Here is a 19,280-nt window from a genome sequence, read left to right as displayed (position 1 = left end):
CGGAGCCATCTCAGGCCGCGGGCCCGCTTACTGTGTGGTCGGCAATGAATTGTGTGATCAGGGCGGCACCCTCCTGCGTGTCCTGCGGCCGGTGTCCGCCGCGGGTAATCACGTGCCGGGCTCCGGTGGTTGCCAGGTAGTCGGCGATCTCCTCATAGAGGGGCTCCCAGCCGCCGGTCATCACGAGGGTCGGCACGCCGGGGACGATGTGCAGCGGCGCCTTCCACGGCGGGGCCTGCAGGTGGATGCGTGCGGCGACCCGGGCCGCGGTCTCGGTGTTGGCAGGGATTCCCACCACGCCCGCGGACGAGGTGCTGGGCCCGGCCAGCGCACCTGTGAGCCGGCGGAACTCGGCGGCAAAGGCGGCGTCTCCCATCGAAGCGCTGCGTGCGTGAAGCGGTTCGAGATGTTCGCGATACGCGAGTGCCGCAGGCAGTTCGGCCGTCAGCGACAACAGGGAAGGCTCCACCAGGACCAGCGACCTGACGAGCTCGGGCCTTTCCACCGCGGCCATGACAGCGGTGATGGCGCCCTGGTCGTGCGCCACAAGGTGGCCACCGTCGCCGAGCGCATCCACCACGATGCGCGCATCTGCGGCAAAGTCGGTGGGCACGGGAGGTTCGACGGCGTCGAACCCTGTCCGCTTGAGGAAAAGGCAGTCATAGTTCCCGGCCATCAGGTGCTGGCGCGGCCACGCTCCGGCCCCGTAGCCGTCGAGCCCGTGGACAAACACAATCCGGGTTTTCGTCATTGAAGCAGGTTACCGGATCACCCTGACAAACCGTCGATGGGCGCCTGCCGCGGCGGTGTCAGGCGTGGAAGCTGTAGCCGCTGGGCGGATTCATGGCGGAGGGCAGCTCGCCTGCCACACCCAGCTTGGCCTTCGCCCGCTCTGCGACCGAATCGGGGATGGGCACTGTGTCGATCAGCCCGCGCGTGTAGGGGTGTTGCGGGTGGGCATAGACTTCCGCGGCCGGGCCCACCTTCACCATCTTGCCCAGGTACGGCGCCGCATCAAAGATGAACGACAGGGCGGTCGCGATGTAGTCAAAGGGCTTGTTGCGGCGGACGGCCTGGTAGATGCCCACGGGGACGGCGACAATCACCGTCAGCAGCAGGGTGAAGACGATCATGGCACTGCTCGATCGTGCCGGCCGTTACGGGAGTTCATTTCCTCCACCGACCTGTCCCCAGTTATTTTCCGGTTCCGACGGATGTCAGTAGTGCCATTCCTCGGGTGTGAGGTTCCCATACGGGCTCTGGGGCGTGACACCCTTGAGCGCATTGGCTACCCGGGTCAGGCTGTACGTGTAATGTGGCTGCCAAATCACCGGCACATCCTTGGCTAGGGCGTTCTCGTAGGCCTGCATCACCGCCGGACCTCGCTCGGTGGTGGTTTGGTTGCCACTGGAATACTGCAGGGTGAAGCTCAGCTTCTGCCCCGAGGTGACACCGACCCCACATTCACCGGCACCCGTTCCCGGTTTGGTGCACGTTGCGGCCTGGCGTGACGCTCCAGCCATTGTCTGTCAGATATTTTGTGGCCGTTGCGATATGCAACGAATACGGATTGGTCTTTTCCGTGGACGCGATCAGCGGGCTGTCCGGGAATAGCGGCACGGGCCGGTGGTCTCGACACCGTGGTTCGTGGCCGCGGAGGTCAGGGTGCCCCGCTGGTCAACAACGGACTGCAATGCCTGGCGCAAGTACAACGGCTTGAAGATCGGGCCAACCGTGGGGTTGTTGGAGTTGATCGGGAAGTAATTGGCGCCGTACAGGTTCCAAGGCGCCAGGGCGTAGGTGGCACTGAGCGGGTTCGGACCGGCCTGATCAGGTGTGGTGTCGGTGGGCCCGGGCGCACTCAAGCCCTGTGTTGGGAGGTAGCCGAAATCGATGGTTGTGGCGCCTCCCAAGACGTTGAATTCGGCCGCGTCAGTGGTAAAGGGAACCTCAATGAATTCCTTCAGGGACGCCTCCACCGGGTCTGAGTACTTGGCGTTGGGACCAAAGGTGATGAGTCCGTCCGCATTGAAGCTCTTGAGCGTCCAAGGCCCGTCAACAACCTGCCAGAGCGGGTACGTGGGAAGGGCCTTCGACGGGCCCAGCTGGTTGTACAGCATCCACTGCTCGCTGTACGCCTTGCCTGTAGTGAACACCACCGTCTGTGCATCGGGGGCATATGCCGAGACAATGTTGTCGGGGAATTGCCCGGCCACAGAGACGGCAAAATTGCGTTTTCAGCCTGGGCCATGGTGAACCAGAACAGGACGTCGGTCGAGGTGATGGTCTTGCCGCTGTTGCTGTAGACGGGCTCGGTCGCAAGGCTGAGTGAATCGCTGACGGCAGCCTTCCCATCAGCTCCGAACCAGTACAGCGGCCGCTACATCAGCTACTGCAGGTCCGAAATATTGGAAACCGAAAGACTCGCTGTCTCCGCCCTCCCCCAAGTGATCGCGAAATTTGCAGTATGGACCCGTCGGGGGTTCTCCTTGAGAATCCCCGACGGGTCCATATCAATGCCTCGGCACAGTATTTGCCTGCAGTTTACAGCTTTTCCTCTACTTGCCCAGGAACTTCTCAAAACCCTTGGGCAGGTTCAGGCTGGAGGGATCGAAGTCCTCGGCACCGGCGCCAAAGGAGGCACCCGTCGGCAGGGAGCGGGGCGCGTTGGCCTTCTCCTGTGCGGCCTTGGCCGGGTTGCCGGACCTGGCCTTCTTCTTGGCACCCTGCTTGCCCTTGCGTGCACTGTTGAAGCCGCCGGGGCCGGCAACGCCGGGCATGCCAGGGATGCCACCGCCCTGGGCGAGCTTCTTCATCATCTTCTGGGCCTGGCCAAAACGCTCCAGCAGGCCGTTCACCTCGGACACGTGGACGCCGGAACCCTTGGCAATGCGGGCACGGCGGGAACCGTTGATGATCTTCGGGGCGACACGCTCGTGCGGCGTCATGGAGCGCACGATCGCCTCAACGCGGTCGATCTCGCGCTCGTCAAAGTTCTCAAGCTGCTGGCGCATGCCTGCGGCGCCGGGCATCATCATGAGCATCTTCTTCATGGAGCCCATTTTGCGGATCTGCTGCATCTGGGCTAGGAAGTCATCGAGCGTGAAGTCTTCCTGGTCGGCGAACTTCTGCGCCATGCGCTCGGCTTCGCCCTTGTCCCAGTTCTTTTCAGCCTGCTCGATGAGTGTGAGCACGTCGCCCATGTCAAGGATGCGGCTGGCCATGCGGTCAGGGTGGAACAGTTCGAAGTCGTCGAGGGACTCGCCCGTGGAGGCGAACATGACGGGCTTGCCTGTCACCGACGCAACGGAAAGCGCGGCACCACCGCGGGCGTCGCCGTCGAGCTTGGTCAGGACGACACCTGTGAAGTTGACGCCTTCGTTGAACGCCTGGGCCGTGTTGACGGCGTCCTGGCCGATCATGGCATCGATGACGAAGAGGACCTCGTCGGGGTTGATGGCGGCGCGGATGTCCGCGGCCTGCTTCATCAGTTCGGCGTCGATGCCCAGGCGGCCCGCGGTGTCAACGATGACGACGTCGTGCAGCTTGGACTTGGCCTCGGCCAGACCGGCCAGGGCGACGGCCACGGGATCGCCGGTGGCCGATTCGAATTCGCTGCTGACGCCGGGGTGGGGTGCGAAGACGGGAACCCCCGCGCGCTCACCGTTGACCTGGAGCTGCTTGACGGCGTTGGGGCGCTGCAGATCCGCGGCAACCAGCAGGGGGCTGTGGCCCTGACCCTTGAGCCACTTGGACAGCTTTCCGGCAAGGGTGGTCTTACCCGCACCCTGCAAACCCGCCAGCATGATGACGGTGGGAGGGTTCTTGGCAAGGTTGATGCGCCGGGTCTCGCCGCCGAGGATGGCGACCAGTTCCTCATTGACGATCTTGACGATCTGCTGGGCCGGGTTCAGGGCCTCGTTGACCTCGGAACCCAGGGCACGCTCGCGGACCTTCGCGGTGAATGCACGCACCACGGGCACGGCAACATCGGCGTCCAAAAGGGCGCGACGGATCTCGCGCACCGTGGCGTCAACGTCGGCTTCGCTCAGCCGGCCCTTGCCACGGAGGTTCTTGAAAGTTGCTGTCAACCGGTCAGATAGGGAGTTGAACACGCGCCGCGCACTTCTTTCGTCAGGGGTTAACCAACGCCCACGCGACCCGGCAGGTTGGCCGGGCCGCGCTGGGGACGCGGCAATTTACGTTGATCAGGATGAGACCGGCAGGACAGGCGCTTGGCACTGCCCCACTCCCTTTCCTGAGGGACTCAACTATCAAGGGTATCAACTGCTCGGCTCCTTCGCAGCACGCACCGCCCAACTTCGCCAATTCGCGTGCAGGAGACCGCACGCAGCAAAATTACCACTCGGAGGGCGCAAGGGTGCAGAAAATCCGACATGTTTGGTGGCATGCTGAAGACGTGATGAAACCCACTTCAGTCCCCGCCAGTCCCCCTGCCACGCACGACGCCGGGTCCCCGGCCCCCTCTCCCGGCGCCGCCGGGCGGATCAAGACCCTCGTTATTTTGGGCGCTTCCGGCGATTTGACCGGCAGGCTGCTGCTTCCCGGCGTTGCCCGCCTGATTGCCTCGGGCCGTGCGCCGGGGCTGACCCTGCTGGGCGCAGGAAGCGACGACTGGACCGCCGGGAAGTGGCAGGAGCGGCTCACGAACAGTTTTGCCGACGCGCTCACCTCCGAAGGTGCGTCCACTGCGGACGGGATCAAGGAACTGCAGCGGGTGCAGCAGGGCAGCAGCTACCAGGAGCTGGATGTCACGGCCAAGGGTGCCCTTGGCGGTTTCCTCAAGAATGTTCAAGGCCCCGTCGCCTTGTACTTTGCCCTGCCGCCGGCCGTCAGCCAGAAGGCCTGCGAAATCCTGGTCAAGAGCGATCTACCCGCCGGAACCCGCCTGGTGATGGAAAAACCCTTTGGCTCAAGCACCGAGTCCGCCGCGAAGCTCAACGCGACGCTGGCCAAGCTCGTGCCCGAGGACCACATCCACCGCATCGACCACTTTCTGGGTAAGTCGACAGTCCTTAACATCATGGGGCTTCGCTTTGCCAACAGGTTATTGGAGCACTCCTGGAACGGGGAGCACATTGAAAAGGTGGAGATTGTCTTTGACGAGCCGTTGACGCTTGAAAACCGTGCCAGGTACTACGACCACGCCGGGGCCGGCCGCGACATGATCCAAAGCCATCTGTTGCAGATCATGGCGATCATGGCCATGGAACCGCCTGCGACGTTGAACGAGCACGACGTACGGGCCAACATTGCCTCGGTGCTGCGGGCCAGCACGGTTGGCCGCGGAGGGTCAGAGGACCTGGCCGATCACTCCCGCCGCGCGCGCTACACCGCAGGCACCATTGGCGACCGCCCCGTTCCCGCCTACGTGGACGAGACAGGTGTGGATCCGGCAAACGACACCGAGACGCTGGCCGAGGTTGAGGTGTACATCAACAATTGGCGCTGGGCCGGAGTCCCCTTCATCCTGCGCTCAGGCAAGGCCCTGGGCCGTTCCCGCAAGGAGGCAGTGGTGACCTTCAAGCCCGTGCCCCACCTGCCTGTCGGCTTCACGGGAACCGACTCACCCACCCGGCTGCACATTGGCTTTGGGCCCGCGACGCTGTCCCTTGACCTTGACGTCAACGGGCCGGGCGACTTGTTCACCCTTGACCGCGTGCAGCTTGGCGCCGAGCTGGCCAGCGATCCACTCCTGCCGTACGGTGAAGTGCTCGACGGCGTACTCAGCGCCGACCCGTTGCTGTCGGTCCGCGGCGACACCGCCGAGGAATGCTGGCGGATCGTGGAACCGGCCTTCGCCGCATGGAAGTCCGGTGAGATCCCCATGGAGGAATACGCTGCGGGCTCTAATGGCCCGGCGAACTGGACCACCAGCAACGATTGACCCGCCCATCCCCTCTATGACGGGGCGTTGGGGGGTTAGATGGCGGAAACACCCCGTTCGCCGGTCCTGACCCTGACGGCCTCAAACACCTCGACCATCCAGACCTTTCCGTCGCCGGCCCTGCCCGTGTTGGAGCTGGCGACGATGACATCCATGAGGTCCCAGGCCTGTTCATCCGTGGCCAGGACTTCGATGCGGACCTTTGCATGGAGGTCAACCGTGTATTCGGCGCCGCGGTAAATCTCGGTATGTCCGCGCTGGCGGCCGTAGCCGTGGGCGCTGCTGACCGTCAGGCCCTGGACGCCGTAGCTTTCTAGGGCGTTGCGGACGTCGTCGAGTTGTTCCGGCCTGATGATGGCGGTGATGAGTTTCATGCGTCGACCCTTTCTTCATTGATGGGCTCTTGTGCAGTTGCCGGTTCCGAGGATGCAGCAGCCTTGTTGCCGGAGGCCTTGGGCAGCTTCTCCATGTGGGGCTGGAAACTGCCGGAGCTGCGCCCGCCAAGATCGTAGGCCGATTCCGCGTGGATGGCGACGTCGATGCCGATGGCCTCGTGTTCGCTGGAGATCCGGAAGCCCATGGTCTTGTTGATGATCCAGGCTATGGCGTAGGCCACGATGAACGAGTACACCATCACGGCGCCGGCGCCGATGGCCTGCTTGCCAAGAAGTTCAAACCCCCCGCCGTAGAACAGGCCCTGGCCTGCTGCGGGCGAACTGGGGTTGGCGGCCAGGCCGATGAATACCGTGCCGATAATTCCTCCCACCAGGTGGACGCCGACAACATCCAGGGAGTCGTCGATGCCAAAACGGTACTTCAGGCCCACGGCAAGGGCGCACACGAGACCGGCCAGCAGGCCAAGACCCATTGACCACATCGGGGTCAATGCGGAACACGCAGGGGTGATGGCGACAAGGCCTGCGACGGCGCCCGATGCGGCCCCGAGCGAGGTGGCGTGGCCGTCGCGCAGCCTTTCCACCAGCAGCCAACCGAGGATTGCCGCGGCGGGGGCGGCGAGTGTGTTGATCCAGGCGTAACCTGCAACCGCGTTGGCCCCGAGGGCGGAACCGGCGTTGAATCCGAACCAGCCGAACCAGAGCAGGCCGGCTCCCAACATCACGAAGGGAAGGTTGTGCGGGCGGTGGCTGGGGTCCTTGCCGAAGCCCTTGCGCTTGCCAAGGACCAGTGCCAGTGCCAGTGCTGCGGCACCTGCGTTGATGTGGACCGCCGTGCCGCCGGCGAAGTCGATGACGCCGAGCCCCTGGCCCAGCCAGCCGCCGGTGTTGTTGCCGTTGGCGTCCTTGGTGAAGGAGAACACCCAGTGGGCCACGGGGAAGTAGACAAGGCTGACCCAGACCGCGGCGAAGACCATCCACGCCCCGAATTTCGCCCTGTCGGCGATGGACCCGGTGATCAAGGCGACGGTGATGATGGCAAAGGCTGCCTGGAATCCGACAAACACGATCTCGGGAATGGAACCCACCAGGGGCGCCCCCGATCCCGTGTCAAGGACGCCCTGCAGGCCCAATTTCTCGAGCGGGTTGCCGAGCAGGCCGCCTCCGATGTCGGTGCCAAATGCCGCGGAATAACCGAACAGCACCCACAGGACGCCGACGACTCCGATGGCCCCGAAGCTCATCATCATCATGTTCAGCACACCCTTGGAACGGGTCATGCCGCCGTAAAAGAAAGCCAGTCCCGGAGTCATCAGCAGCACCAAGGCTGCCGAGATGAGGACCCAAGCTGTATCGCCAGAATTCATTGCGCTGGCCTTTCATTGCAAGAGTTGCTGCCGCCGCTTCATTGGGGCTGTGCACTTTGGACTCTTACAATGCTGGTACCGGCGTGTTTCACGGCTGCGCAGACAAAATGTCAGCCATGTTACATCTGCCGCGGCCCGGTTAAGTTCACGCGACGACCATGTTTCCGGCGCATTTCACAGCGCACAGGCCGTGGCGCAAACCGGCCCACCGCCCGCAAGGCCGCACAGAATAGTCAACGCAAAATTAAACAAAAGTGCCCGCCGAAGCGGGCACTTTACGTCGGGATGCCACATATGGGCTGCCGCATTGCTTTTAATTCAGCAATGCATCCACGAAGCTCTCGGCGTCGAAGGGGGCCAAATCGTCGGCGCCCTCACCCAATCCGACAAGCTTGACAGGCACGCCAAGTGTCTTCTGGATGGCGACGACGATGCCGCCCTTGGCTGTGCCGTCAAGCTTGGTCAGCACGATGCCGGTGATGTTCACTACCTCGGCAAAGACCTTCGCCTGTGTGAGGCCGTTCTGGCCCGTAGTCGCATCCAGGACCAGCAGAACCTCGTCAACCGAAGCCAGCTTTTCGATGACTCGCTTGACCTTGCCAAGCTCATCCATCAAGCCGACCTTGTTCTGCAGGCGGCCGGCAGTATCGACCATGACCACATCGACCTCTCCGTCGATGCCTGCCTTTACCGCTTCATAGGCGACGGAGGCAGGGTCCGCACCATCGACGTCGGACTTCACGGTGGGAACACCCACACGCGCGCCCCACGTGGCCAGCTGCTCGGCGGCCGCTGCACGGAAGGTGTCGGCGGCGCCCAGCAGGACGTCCTTCTCCTCGGCGACCAGCACGCGGGCCAGCTTGCCAACGGTGGTGGTCTTGCCCACGCCATTGACGCCAACGACCATCAGGACCGCCGGTCGGTCATCGTGCCGCTCGATGTTCAGTGAGCGGTCCATGGTGGGATCGACAAGCTTGATGAGCTCCTCGCGCAGCATGGCCCGGACGTGCTCCGGGCTGCGCACGCCCAAAACCTTCACGCGGTCGCGCAGCGTATCAACAAGGTCCATGGTGGAATCGGTGCCGATGTCCGCCAGCAGCAGCGTCTCCTCGACCTCTTCCCAGACATCCTCGTCAATGGTGTCGCTGGAAAGCAGCGCCAGCAGACCCTTGCCGAGTGCGTTGTTGGACTTGGCCAGGCGGGCGCGCAGGCGCACCAGGCGGCCCTCAACCGGAAGCGGGGTCTCCAGCGACGGTGCCGCGGGGGCTTCCGGCTGACGTTCGGCAATCTCAACGTCCGACGGCGGAGCCTGGGTTTCGGGGCGATCCTGAACTAGGGTGCCACCGCCCTGGGCGTCGGCGGAATCAAGCGGTGCCGGATCGTTGGCGTCGCGCGGACCGGTGTAGTTCTGGTTGCTGCGACGGGCCTTCAGGAAGACGGGGATGAGGCCGCCGATGATGGCCAGCCCAACCACGATGGACAAGATGATGGGGAGAAGTTCATTCACCTTTCCAGTCTCTCATGGGGGTCGCGGGCAATTGCTTCCCGTCCCCCATGTGGCAAACTCGATGCTGATGCAAATGTCTAGGTCCACCCCCAAGAAAACCCTCGAACCAACCGCGGTGACGATTCCCCGCGAAATCAAGGTCCTGGTTGCCGCCGCCTTTTTGATCGCGATCGGTTTCGGGATCGTGGCACCTGTCCTGCCGCAATTTGCCCGGAGCTTTGATGTCAGCGTCACGGCGGCGGCCATTGTTGTCAGCGCCTTTGCCTTCACCCGGCTGACCTTTGCCCCCTTGAGCGGCTGGCTCGTGGAACGGATGGGCGAGCGACGCACGTATATCCTTGGCATCCTCATTGTTGCGGCGTCCTCGGCTGCCTGTGCCTTCGCCCAAAACTACTGGCAGCTGCTGGTGTACCGCGGACTGGGCGGCATCGGATCCACCATGTTCACGGTCGCTGCCATGGGGCTGATCATCAGGCTGGCTCCCCCGGCGGCCAGGGGCCGGGTGTCGAGCCTGTATTCCGGTTCGTTCCTGCTCGGAAACATTGCCGGACCGGCAGTGGGCGGGTTGTTGGCAGGCTTCGGGATGCAGCTGCCGTTCCTCGTGTACGCCGCCGCGCTGGTCCTGGTGGCCATTCTCGTGGCGACCCAGCTGCCGGCCGCCATCGCCCTTCCCGCCCAGCTGCAGGCGGCAGCGAACCCCGATGTCCGCAAACAGGTGATCCTGCCGCTGCGTTCAGCTCTGGGAATCTCTGCCTACAGGGCCGTGCTGACCTCGGGCTTCGCCAACGGCTGGTCCGCCATGGGCATCCGCATGGCCCTCGTGCCGCTTTTCGCCACCGTCGCATTGGGCGCCGGGCCGGAGGTGGCCGGCATTTCCCTTGCCGTCTTCGCCATGGGCACGGGTGTGGCCCTGATATTTTCGGGCAAGCTGGCAGACAGCTGGGGCCGGAAACCCATGATCCTGTCAGGCCTGGCCGTGAACGGCGTGGCCATGGGTGTCCTGGGCTTCACCGGAAACGAGTTCTGGTTCTTCCTTGTCTCGGCCATTGCCGGACTGGGCAGCGGACTCATGGGCCCGGCACAGCAGGCGGTGGTTGCCGACGTGATCGGCAACAAGCGCTCAGGTGGCAAGGTGCTGGCAGCGTTCCAGATGAGCTCCGACTTCGGCGCCATCCTCGGACCCATCGCCGCCGGTTTACTCGTCGATGCGTTCTCTTACGGACCGGCCTTCCTCATGGCCGCCGCCGTTGCCCTGCTCAGCTTCCTGATCTGGATACCGGCGAAGGACACAAAATTCTCATGATGTCGACAAGATCATGCCCGTGCCGGACCGGATTATGAGTCGGTCCCGGCGCGGTCCATGCGCTGGCTGATCACTGTGGATACGCCGTCGCCCCTCATGGACACGCCGTACAGCGCGTCGGCGATCTCCATGGTGCGCTTTTGGTGCGTGATGATGATGAGCTGGCTGGATTCGCGCAGTTCCTCGAAGATGCCGATGAGCCGCCCGAGGTTCGTGTCATCCAATGCGGCCTCAACCTCATCCATGACGTAGAACGGCGATGGCCTGGCCTTGAAAATTGCCACGAGAAGCGCCACGGCCGTCAGGGACCGCTCGCCTCCGGACAGCAGGGACAGACGCTTGATCTTCTTCCCTGCCGGACGGGCCTCAACCTCAATGCCGGAGGTGAGCATGTCCGATGGGTCGGTCAGGACAAGGCGCCCCTCCCCTCCCGGGAACAGGCGGCCAAAGACACGCTCGAACTGCACGGCCGTGTCGTTGAAGGCGGAGGTGAAGACCTCCTGGACCCGCGCATCCACCTCCTTGATGATGTCCATCAGGTCCTTGCGGCTGGCTTTGAGGTCTGCAAGCTGGGATGAGAGGAATTGGTGGCGTTCCTCGAGCGCGGTGAATTCCTCCAGCGCCAGCGGGTTCACCTTGCCCAGGGCCGCGAGGTCCCGTTCGGCACGTTTGAGCCGCTTCTCCTGCTCATCGCGAACAAAGGGCGTCCCCTCACGGATCTCGTCGCCGGCGTCGTCCACCTCAACACGCAGCGCCGCCCACTTATCCGTCACAACACCGGGGCCAAGGGGAACGAGCGTGTCCGGCCCGTATTCCTTGATGAGGTGGTCCACGCTCAGGCCCAACTCCTCGATTGACTTGTTTTCAAGCGTCTCGATGCGCAGGCGCTGTGCGGCGCGGGCGAGCTCGTCCTTGTGGACCGTGTCCGTCAGCCTGCCCAGTTCCTTCTCGAACTCCACGGTGGCGGCGCGCACTGCCATCAGCTGAACCTCGCGTGCCGCGCGCTGCTCCTCGGCCTCGTCGCGGACGTGCTCGGCCAGCTCGATGGATTTCTCCACGAACCGCCGCACGTGAACTGTTGCCGCAGCCACGGCGGCAGCCTTCCTCGCCTGGAACAGGCGCCGGCCGGCGCGCTGGGCAGCCTGCTCCCGCGCACGCCGCTCGGTCGCCGCCGCCTTCTCCATGGCCGCGGCTCGCGTACGCACCGTATTCAATGACTCCTCGGTGCTGCGCAGCGACAGCCGCGTCTCCATCTCCACGGCACGGGCGGCAACAGCGGCGGCACCCAGGGTGTCCCGCTCCTCCATGGAAGGCTCGACGTCGGCCGGCCCCTCCTGCGCGCTCACCAGCCGGGCAGCGATCTCCTCAAGCGAGGCCTGCTCCCGGGCCAGGTTGTCGGTGGCGGCGGTCAGTGCCTGGGCGTGCCGTTGCGACTCCCCGGCCGCCGAGCGCAGCGTGGCACCGAGCGAACCCAGCCGCTCGGCAACTGCCGCGAGCCGCGCGTCGGACTCGTGCAGGGCCGCAAGTGCCCCCGACGCCTGCGCAGCCAGGCCTTCGCGCCTGCCCCGCAAGCCGGCGAGTGCGAATCTGGCCTTCTCGCTGCGGGCTGACGCCGCCCGCAGCGCCGTCTCGGTCTCATCCACGGCGGCCTGCAGTTCAAGCAGCGACGGCGCGGTGGCTGACCCGCCCTTGAGCCAAAATGCGGTGATGACGTCACCCTCAGCTGTCACGGCTGTCAGCGCGGAGTCGTAGTCCAACACCTCACGGGCTGCTGGAAGATCCGCCACCAGCACGACGCCCGCCAACAGCACATCCAGGGCTGCCTCGAGCTCCGCCGTCGCGCTCACCTGAGCACGCCCGACGGCGGCCCCCGCCACTGCGGCAGCTGCGGCAACCGCGGCGGCCTGCTTCGCGGCGGTCCCGGGATCGCCGGGCCTTCCCGGGCCTGCGGGTGCGGTCGCGACAACAAGGGTGACACGTCCGCCGTCGTTCATCTTGACAAGGTCAAGGGCGCTGAGGGCAGCGACACGGTCGATGACGGCGACGCCCTCGGCTGCGGCATCCAGCGCGGCGGCAATGGCAGTCTCATGGCCGGGCGCCACCTGGACAAGCTGCGCCATGGACGCCACGACGCCGTGGTGGCGGGCCTCCAGCAGGTGCGCGCTGCCATCCTTGCGCAGCAGGCCGACGGCGAGGGCGTCGCGCCGGGCGGTGAGCGAATCGCGTTCGCGTTCTGCCGCCAGCTGCTCCGTGGCAAGGCCCCGGACCTGTGCGTCGACGTCGGCAAGCGCCTCGGCGGCGGCCTCGTAGTCGGCGTCGAGCCTGGCCTCACCAGCCTCCACTCCCGCCACCTGGGATTCAAGCGCGGCGAATTCTTCAGCTGCGGCGCTGTGCCTGTCGGCGCCGGCGGCCTTGCTCTGGTGCAGCCTGCCGATTTCAGCCTCGGCGGATTCCACCTTGGACCGCGCCGAGGCGACCTTGCCAGCAAGCCTGGCCAGGCCCTCGCGGCGGTCGGCGGCTGCCCGCAGCTGCTCGCGCACGCGCGCCTCCTCGGCCCTGACGGCGGCCTCGGCATCCTCCTTGATCTCCATTGCCGTCTCCAGCCCGTAGCGGCGCTCCTCCAGGGCAAGGTCCAGTTCGGCCTCTTCCGCGCGGAGGCGGGCGGCCTGCTCCGCGAGCCTGTCGGGGTCGCGGCTGGGGTCGGGTACGGCGTCGGGGGCACCCAGGTGGCGCTGGCGCTCGGCGGCCAGCACGCCAAGGGACTTGAGCTGGTCTCGGGTGGCGCACAGCTGGTACCAGTTATCGCGCGCAGCGTTGAGCACGGGGGTGGCGGCCGCGGCTTCCTGTTCAAGCCCCGCCTGCTGTTCACGGCTGGCCTGAAGCTGCTTTTCCACCAGTTCGCGCCGGTTCTTCAGCGCCAGTTCCGCAGCCTCGTCACGTTCGACGGCGGTGCTCAGGGAAACGATGTCGTCGGCCAGCAGGCGTGCCCTGGCGTCGCGGACGTCGAACTGCACGGCCTGGGCGCGCCTTGCCACGGCTGCTTGCTTGCCCAGCGGTGTCAGCTGGCGGCGGATCTCCCCCGTCAGGTCACTGAGCCGTGCAAGGTTTGCTCCCATGGCGTCAAGCTTGCGGAGTGTTTTTTCCTTGCGCCGCCGGTGCTTGAGGATCCCTGCGGCCTCCTCGATGAAGCCGCGGCGATCCTCGGGGGTCGCGTGCAGCACCTTGTCCAGCTGGCCCTGCCCCACGATGACATGCATTTCCCGGCCAAGCCCGGAGTCGGAGAGCAGCTCCTGGATGTCAAGGAGGCGGCAGGAGCTGCCGTTGATGGCGTATTCGGAGCCGCCGGCCCGGAACAAGGTGCGCGAGATGGTGACCTCGGCATAGTCGATCGGCAGCGCGCCGTCGGAATTGTCAATGGTCAGCCCAACTTGGGCGCGGCCAAGCGGCGGCCGTCCCGAGGTGCCGGCAAAGATGACATCCTCCATTTTGCCGCCTCGCAGGGTCTTGGCGCCCTGCTCGCCCATGACCCAGGCGAGCGCGTCAACCACATTGGACTTGCCCGAACCGTTCGGTCCGACAACAGCTGTGACACCCGGTTCAAAGTCAAAGGTGGTGGCCGAGGCGAAGGACTTGAATCCGCGCACGGAAAGACTTTTTAGATGCAAACTGTTTTCTTCTCCTGCGCCTGACTATTTCTCAGATGCCAATCTACCGTGAATTCCGGGCACATACCGGGGCGCGGCACGATAGTATGCGCTGCCGCGCATGTGCGTGAATACCCCTCATAGGTGCATAGTTAAGGATGCATCTTGATATGCACGGGGACCAGTCAACGCAGTTCCCGCATGAATCGGGGCAAGGTCGCCGCACGACTGGTGCCCAAAGACACGAAAAACTTCAAGAAAAAGGCTGGAACTTGATCGGCAACGCTACGTTTCGTCACCAAAACACCGCTTTGCTTGCGGTCTCCAGCATTGAGGCTCCGGTGGTGGTCAAGTCAAGCGACTTCGACGCCCGTCTGGCCCCGAGCCTGAAGCGGCTGCGTCTCTCCAAACGCCTTTTGGAGCGCGTAGCCGGTGTGGAGGAACGCCGCTGGTGGGCCCCGGGAACAGACTTTGACGATGCGGCCATTGAGGCAGGCGCCAAGGCGCTTGCCGAGGCCGGCATTGAGGCGGGCCAGGTTGGCCTGCTCATCAACACATCCGTCACCCGCCGCAACCTTGAACCCTCGGTTGCCGTGAAGGTCCACAACGGACTGCGCCTGCCCTCCTCCGCCATGAACTTCGATGTGGCCAACGCGTGCCTCGGCTTCGTCAACGGCATGACCCTTGCCGCGAACATGATCGACTCCGGCCAGATCAAGTACGCCCTGATCGTTGCCGGCGAGGACGCCCAGGCAACGCAGGAGACAACGTTCCGCCGCCTGAACTCCGAAACATCCACCCGGGAGGACTACTTGCGCGAGTTCGCCACCCTGACCCTTGGCTCGGGAGCAGCCGCCGCCGTGATGGGCCCGGCGGACCTGCACCCCGGCGGCCACCGTATTGTGGGCGGCGTCTCCCGCGCAGGGACCCAGCATCACGAACTGTGTGTTGGCGGGCCCGACGGCATGTTCACCGACACGAAGGGCCTGCTGGATAACGGCCTTGAACTCGTCACCGACGCCTGGCACGAAGCCCACACCGACGGCTGGGACTGGCGCTCCATGGACCGCTACGTCACCCACCAGGTCTCAAACTCCTACACGAACGCCATCATCAAGGCCGTGAACCTTGTCAAGGGCCGTGTCCCCATCACGTTCCCGAAGTGGGGCAATGTGGGTCCTGCATCGCTTCCCATGACACTGGCGCAGGAGTCTTCATCGCTGAACCCCGGGGACCGTGTGTTGTGCATGGGTGTCGGCTCGGGCCTGAACACCGCGATGATGGAAATTGCGTGGTAGCAGTGATTTCCCCGGACGTTGAGCGCCCCCAGCCGTGGCCCGGCGTGGAAGCACACTGGCAGCGGACCCTTTCGGTTCCTTCTTCTTCCCCCGTTGACCCCGCAGGAACCGCCCACCAATGGCATTACCTGGACAATGAGGACGACGTCGCCGCCACCGGCCTTGACCCCGTCGGGACGCTGCTGTGCGTGCACGGCAACCCCACCTGGTCCTACCTGTGGCGCACCCTTTTGGCAGGCGCCACCTCCCCCGCGACAGTTGGGGCCGGCGGGCCCTGGCGCGTCATCGCCGTCGACCAGCTCGACATGGGCTTCTCAGAACGCACGGGAACCTTCCGCCGTCTGGACGACCGCATCAGCGACCTTTCGGACTTCACGAATGCGCTGGCCCTTGACGGCCCCGTCGTCAGCGTCGGCCACGACTGGGGCGGGGTCATCTCCCTTGGCTGGGCCATCCGGCACCGCGAGCAGCTCGCCGCCGTTGTCCTGACCAACACCGCAGTGCACCCCGCTGGCTTCTCCCTGCCCCCTGCGTTGCAGCTCGCACTGCACCCCGCCGTCCACAAGTGGGGCACGACGACGTCGGCCGCCTTCCTGCGCATCACGCATGGCCTGGCGCAACCCTCCCTGGCAGCGGACGTCCGTTCGGCCTTCATGGCCCCGTACAGGACCGCGTCGCGGCGTTCCGGCGTGGGCAACTTCGTGGCCGACATCCCCTTCGCCCGTGACCACCCGTCACGGCCCACCCTGGACGCCGTGTCCTCGGACATCCGCTCCCTGGATGTACCGGCCCTGATGTTGTGGGGCCCGAAGGATCCTGTCTTCTCGGACCGCTACCTGCGCGACCTGGCGGACCGCCTGCCACAGGCGGACGTGCACCGCTTCGAGGGTGCCAGCCACCTGGTCCAGGAAGACCGCGACATTGCCACCCCCACGTTCGCGTGGCTGGCCGGCAAGGTCCTTGGCACGGGTGCCGCCACCATTCCCGAAGCCGCCGCTTCCGGGTACGTCTCCATGCTCGCCGAGATCGACTCCCGGCGTTCGGACACCTCCACGGCAATTGTGGACATGCTGCCCGCCGGAACCCCTGCGAGCCACGGGAGCACCCGGGGACTCAGTTGGGCACAGCTCGCCCACGACGTTGACGACCTCGCCGCGGGCCTGCGTGAGCTCGGGGTGAAGGCCGGGGACAGGGTCAGCCTGCTTGTCCCGCCCGGCATCAATCTGACAACGCTGATCTACGCGTGCCTGCGCCTTGGCGCCGTCATCGTCGTGGCCGATGCGGGACTGGGCACCACCGCGCTCAGTCGTGCCATCAAGGGCGCCGGACCCCAGTACCTGATCGGGATCGAACGGGCATTGGCCGGCGCACGGCTCTACAACTGGCCAGGCATCCGCATCGCGGCAGAGGACTTCAGCCCCGCAACAGCCGGGGCCAGGATGGCTGTGCTTGACGTTGCCGCCACTGTGCCGCAACTTATGGCCAACGGCCGTGTCATGCGTCTCGCCGGCAGCCCGGCGGCCTTTGGCGCAACCGCGCCGGATGATGACGCGGCTGTGCTGTTCACCTCGGGCTCCACCGGCCCGGCCAAGGGCGTCGTCTACACGAACCGCCGACTGGCCGCCATGCGGGACACCCTCAAGGCAACGTACAGGCTTGAGGCCGGGACCGCCCTCGTGGCAGGTTTCGCCCCCTTCGCCTTGCTGGGCCCGGCATTGGGCGCCACGACCGTCACCCCTGACATGGACGTCACCGCCCCGCGTACGCTGACAGCCTCGGCCCTGGCCAACGCGGCGGCAGCGATCAACGCCACGGTTGTTTTTGCCTCGCCCGCGGCGCTTGTCAACGTGGTGGCGACCGCGGCGGAACTCTCGCCCGCGCAGACAAAGGCGCTGGCCGAGGTCGGCCTTGTCCTATCGGCGGGGGCACCCCTGGCCCAGCCGCTGCTTGAGCGGGTCCAGCAGCTGGCCCCCAAGGCGGCGTTGCACACCCCGTACGGCATGACCGAGGCGCTGCCAGTGACCGACATTGACCTGCCGGGCATCCGTGCCGCAGGTGTGGGCAATGGTGTGTGCGTCGGCACGCCCGTCAGCGGCGCCGACATTGCCATTGCGCCTGTGTCGGCAGATGGCACGGTTATGCCGAAGCCGACCCTTCGTGCGGGTGTGACAGGAGAGATTCTTGTCCGTGCCCCGCACACGAAGGAACGCTACGACCGCTTGTGGATCACGCAGCAGCACAGCATGTCGATTCCCGGCTGGCAGCGCAGCGGGGACATCGGCCACCTTGATTCCGAGGGACGGCTGTGGGTCGAGGGCAGGCTGGAGCACATCCTGACCACGGCCGCCGGCATCAAGACCCCTGTGGCCGCCGAGCAGGCCGTGGAATGGGTGGCGTCCGTTGCCCGCGCGGCAATTGTGGGTGTCGGGCCCGCAGGAACCCAGGCCGGCGTTGCCATTGTTGAGACCACACCTGCCGTCAGGCGTGCGGGGCTTGCCCCTGCCGTGCTGGCCGCAGAAGTCAGGGCGGCGGCGCACAGCGTTGACATGCCATTGGCTGCGGTGCTGGTCATTGATTCCATGCCGACCGATGTGCGGCACAATTCCAAGATTGACAGGGCCAGGCTGTCACGCTGGGCCGCGCGGATGCTGGCCGGCGGGAAGGCGGGCCGGCCGTGAGCGCGACCTCTGCCGCTCCCGCAGCCCCCCCCACCCCGCCGGATGGCCGCCGTGTGCTCGTCACCGGAACAAGCGGACTGCTGGGCCGAGCCGTGGCGAAGCTGCTCTTCGACCGCGGCTTTGCCGTGCGGACACTGCAGCGCCGTCCGGTTGATGGCCCCTGGGAATCCATGCAGGGCTCCGTGGCCGATCCGGATGTCGCGGCTCGGGCCGTTGCCGGCATGGACGCCGTGATTCACTTGGCCGCCAAGGTTTCCTTCACGGGTGAATGGAACGAGTTTGTAGCAACGAACATCGTGGGTACCCGCCAGCTGATTGCGGCGGCACGGCACGGCGGCGTGCGCGACTTTGTGTTCGTGTCCTCGCCGTCGGTGGCACATTTTGGTTCATCCATTGTGGGAGCCGGGGCCGGAACCGCCAATCCCGAGCTGGCTCGCGGATACTACGCCCAGTCAAAGGCCGCGGCAGAGGAAATTGCCCTGGCCGCGGACTCCCCCGGCTTTCGAGTCGCCTCCATCCGTCCTCACATTGTTTGGGGTCCCGGCGACACCCAGCTCGTTGAACGGGTGGTGGAACGTGCCCGCGCGGGCAGGTTGCCGCTCCTGGACGGCGGCCGGGCACTGATCGACACCACCTATGTGGACAATGCCGCCGAGGCCATAGTGCGCGGGCTCGAACGGATGGAGCACGCCCACGGGCAGGCCCTGGTTGTGACCAATGGCGAGCCGCGTCCCGTCGGCGAACTGATTGCCGGCATCTGCGCTGCAGCAGGCGTTCGCGTGCCGGACTATTCGGTGCCCGGCTGGTTGGCGCGCGGCGCCGGCTCCGTCATTGAGAAGGCCTGGACGGCAGCAGGCAGCAGAGGCTGGGTCCACGATGAGCCGCCCATGACCCGCTTCCTGGCCGAACAGCTCTCGACAGCCCACTGGTTCGACCAGCGCCACACCCAGGCCGTCCTCGATTGGAAACCCGCCGTATCCCTCGACGAGGGCCTCGAGAGGCTGGCGGCCTACTACCGGATACATTGATGTCCCGGCGCAATTTTTCCCCGCCGACTACTTGTTTTGCGCCATATACCACTTGTTTCTGGCCTGACCTCTTGATTAGCCGAACATGTGCACCCTATCGTCACAGATGAAGGAGATTGTCGCCATCGCTTCGGTGGTGTGAATCTGATGCG

The 19,280-nt window shown here is 65.4% G+C and carries 14 protein-coding genes; 5 read left to right on the top strand and 9 right to left on the bottom strand.

What is annotated here, in order from left to right; all coding sequences use genetic code 11:
- Window positions 1-10: 10 nt before the first annotated feature.
- From AAGW05_RS02200 to ffh, 5 genes are all read right to left on the bottom strand, one after another.
- On the bottom strand, window positions 11-751 hold the full coding sequence (locus tag AAGW05_RS02200) for an alpha/beta fold hydrolase (protein WP_411802816.1): 741 nt from the start codon (window positions 749-751) through the stop codon (window positions 11-13).
- A 58-nt stretch (window positions 752-809) separates the two neighbouring features.
- Complete coding sequence (locus AAGW05_RS02195; protein WP_411802815.1) at window positions 810-1,133, bottom strand: oligopeptide/dipeptide ABC transporter ATP-binding protein; 324 nt, start codon at window positions 1,131-1,133, stop codon at window positions 810-812.
- An 84-nt stretch (window positions 1,134-1,217) separates the two neighbouring features.
- Complete coding sequence (locus AAGW05_RS02190) at window positions 1,218-1,523, bottom strand: hypothetical protein (protein ID WP_411802814.1); 306 nt, start codon at window positions 1,521-1,523, stop codon at window positions 1,218-1,220.
- A 69-nt stretch (window positions 1,524-1,592) separates the two neighbouring features.
- Window positions 1,593-2,216: an ABC transporter substrate-binding protein gene (locus tag AAGW05_RS02185; RefSeq protein ID WP_411802813.1), complete on the bottom strand. Its 624-nt coding sequence runs from the start codon at window positions 2,214-2,216 to the stop codon at window positions 1,593-1,595.
- A gap of 342 nt (window positions 2,217-2,558) precedes the next feature.
- Window positions 2,559-4,115 (bottom strand): signal recognition particle protein, encoded by a 1,557-nt coding sequence (gene ffh / locus AAGW05_RS02180; RefSeq protein WP_411802812.1) that lies wholly within the window; start codon window positions 4,113-4,115, stop codon window positions 2,559-2,561.
- 308 nt (window positions 4,116-4,423) lie between these two features.
- Between ffh and AAGW05_RS02175 the strand changes: the two genes are divergently transcribed.
- Entirely contained in the window at window positions 4,424-5,908 is a 1,485-nt protein-coding gene (locus tag AAGW05_RS02175; RefSeq protein ID WP_411802811.1) for a glucose-6-phosphate dehydrogenase, read from the top strand.
- Between the two features lie 35 nt (window positions 5,909-5,943).
- On the opposite strand, the gene AAGW05_RS02170 is transcribed toward AAGW05_RS02175, so the two are convergent.
- The 3 genes from AAGW05_RS02170 to ftsY form a co-directional block, all read right to left on the bottom strand.
- Window positions 5,944-6,282, bottom strand: coding sequence for a P-II family nitrogen regulator (locus tag AAGW05_RS02170; RefSeq protein WP_411802810.1), 339 nt, complete (start codon window positions 6,280-6,282; stop codon window positions 5,944-5,946).
- The gene (locus AAGW05_RS02165; RefSeq protein WP_411802809.1) at window positions 6,279-7,670 is read right to left on the bottom strand and encodes an ammonium transporter; all 1,392 of its coding nucleotides are present in this window, start codon (window positions 7,668-7,670) and stop codon (window positions 6,279-6,281) included. The genes AAGW05_RS02170 and AAGW05_RS02165 overlap by 4 nt, the downstream gene beginning before the upstream one ends.
- A gap of 313 nt (window positions 7,671-7,983) precedes the next feature.
- Window positions 7,984-9,177 carry a signal recognition particle-docking protein FtsY gene (ftsY, locus tag AAGW05_RS02160; RefSeq protein WP_411802808.1) on the bottom strand — a complete coding sequence of 398 codons (1,194 nt, stop codon included), beginning with the start codon at window positions 9,175-9,177 and terminating at the stop codon, window positions 7,984-7,986.
- A gap of 73 nt (window positions 9,178-9,250) precedes the next feature.
- Here ftsY and AAGW05_RS02155 point away from each other — a divergent pair, with 73 nt between their 5' ends.
- Window positions 9,251-10,480 carry an MFS transporter gene (locus AAGW05_RS02155; RefSeq protein ID WP_411802807.1) on the top strand — a complete coding sequence of 410 codons (1,230 nt, stop codon included), beginning with the start codon at window positions 9,251-9,253 and terminating at the stop codon, window positions 10,478-10,480.
- A gap of 32 nt (window positions 10,481-10,512) precedes the next feature.
- On the opposite strand, the gene smc is transcribed toward AAGW05_RS02155, so the two are convergent.
- Window positions 10,513-14,145, bottom strand: coding sequence for a chromosome segregation protein SMC (gene smc, locus AAGW05_RS02150; protein ID WP_411802806.1), 3,633 nt, complete (start codon window positions 14,143-14,145; stop codon window positions 10,513-10,515).
- A gap of 251 nt (window positions 14,146-14,396) precedes the next feature.
- Between smc and AAGW05_RS02145 the strand changes: the two genes are divergently transcribed.
- Genes AAGW05_RS02145 through AAGW05_RS02135 form a run of 3 tightly spaced genes read left to right on the top strand, consistent with a single transcriptional unit; the run spans window position 14,397 to window position 19,128 of the window.
- Window positions 14,397-15,422: a 3-oxoacyl-ACP synthase III gene (locus AAGW05_RS02145; RefSeq protein ID WP_411802805.1), complete on the top strand. Its 1,026-nt coding sequence runs from the start codon at window positions 14,397-14,399 to the stop codon at window positions 15,420-15,422.
- The gene (locus AAGW05_RS02140) at window positions 15,416-18,100 is read left to right on the top strand and encodes an alpha/beta fold hydrolase (RefSeq protein WP_411802804.1); all 2,685 of its coding nucleotides are present in this window, start codon (window positions 15,416-15,418) and stop codon (window positions 18,098-18,100) included. Before AAGW05_RS02145 ends, AAGW05_RS02140 begins: the two co-directional genes overlap by 7 nt.
- On the top strand, window positions 18,097-19,128 hold the full coding sequence (locus AAGW05_RS02135) for an NAD-dependent epimerase/dehydratase family protein (protein ID WP_411802803.1): 1,032 nt from the start codon (window positions 18,097-18,099) through the stop codon (window positions 19,126-19,128). The genes AAGW05_RS02140 and AAGW05_RS02135 overlap by 4 nt, the downstream gene beginning before the upstream one ends.
- The last annotated feature ends 152 nt before the right edge of the window (window positions 19,129-19,280 follow it).

Source organism: Arthrobacter sp. LAPM80, from assembly GCF_046736435.1.
In the GTDB taxonomy this organism is placed as follows: Bacteria; Actinomycetota; Actinomycetes; order Actinomycetales; family Micrococcaceae; genus Specibacter.
This window is presented reverse-complemented; position numbering and strand designations above follow the sequence as displayed.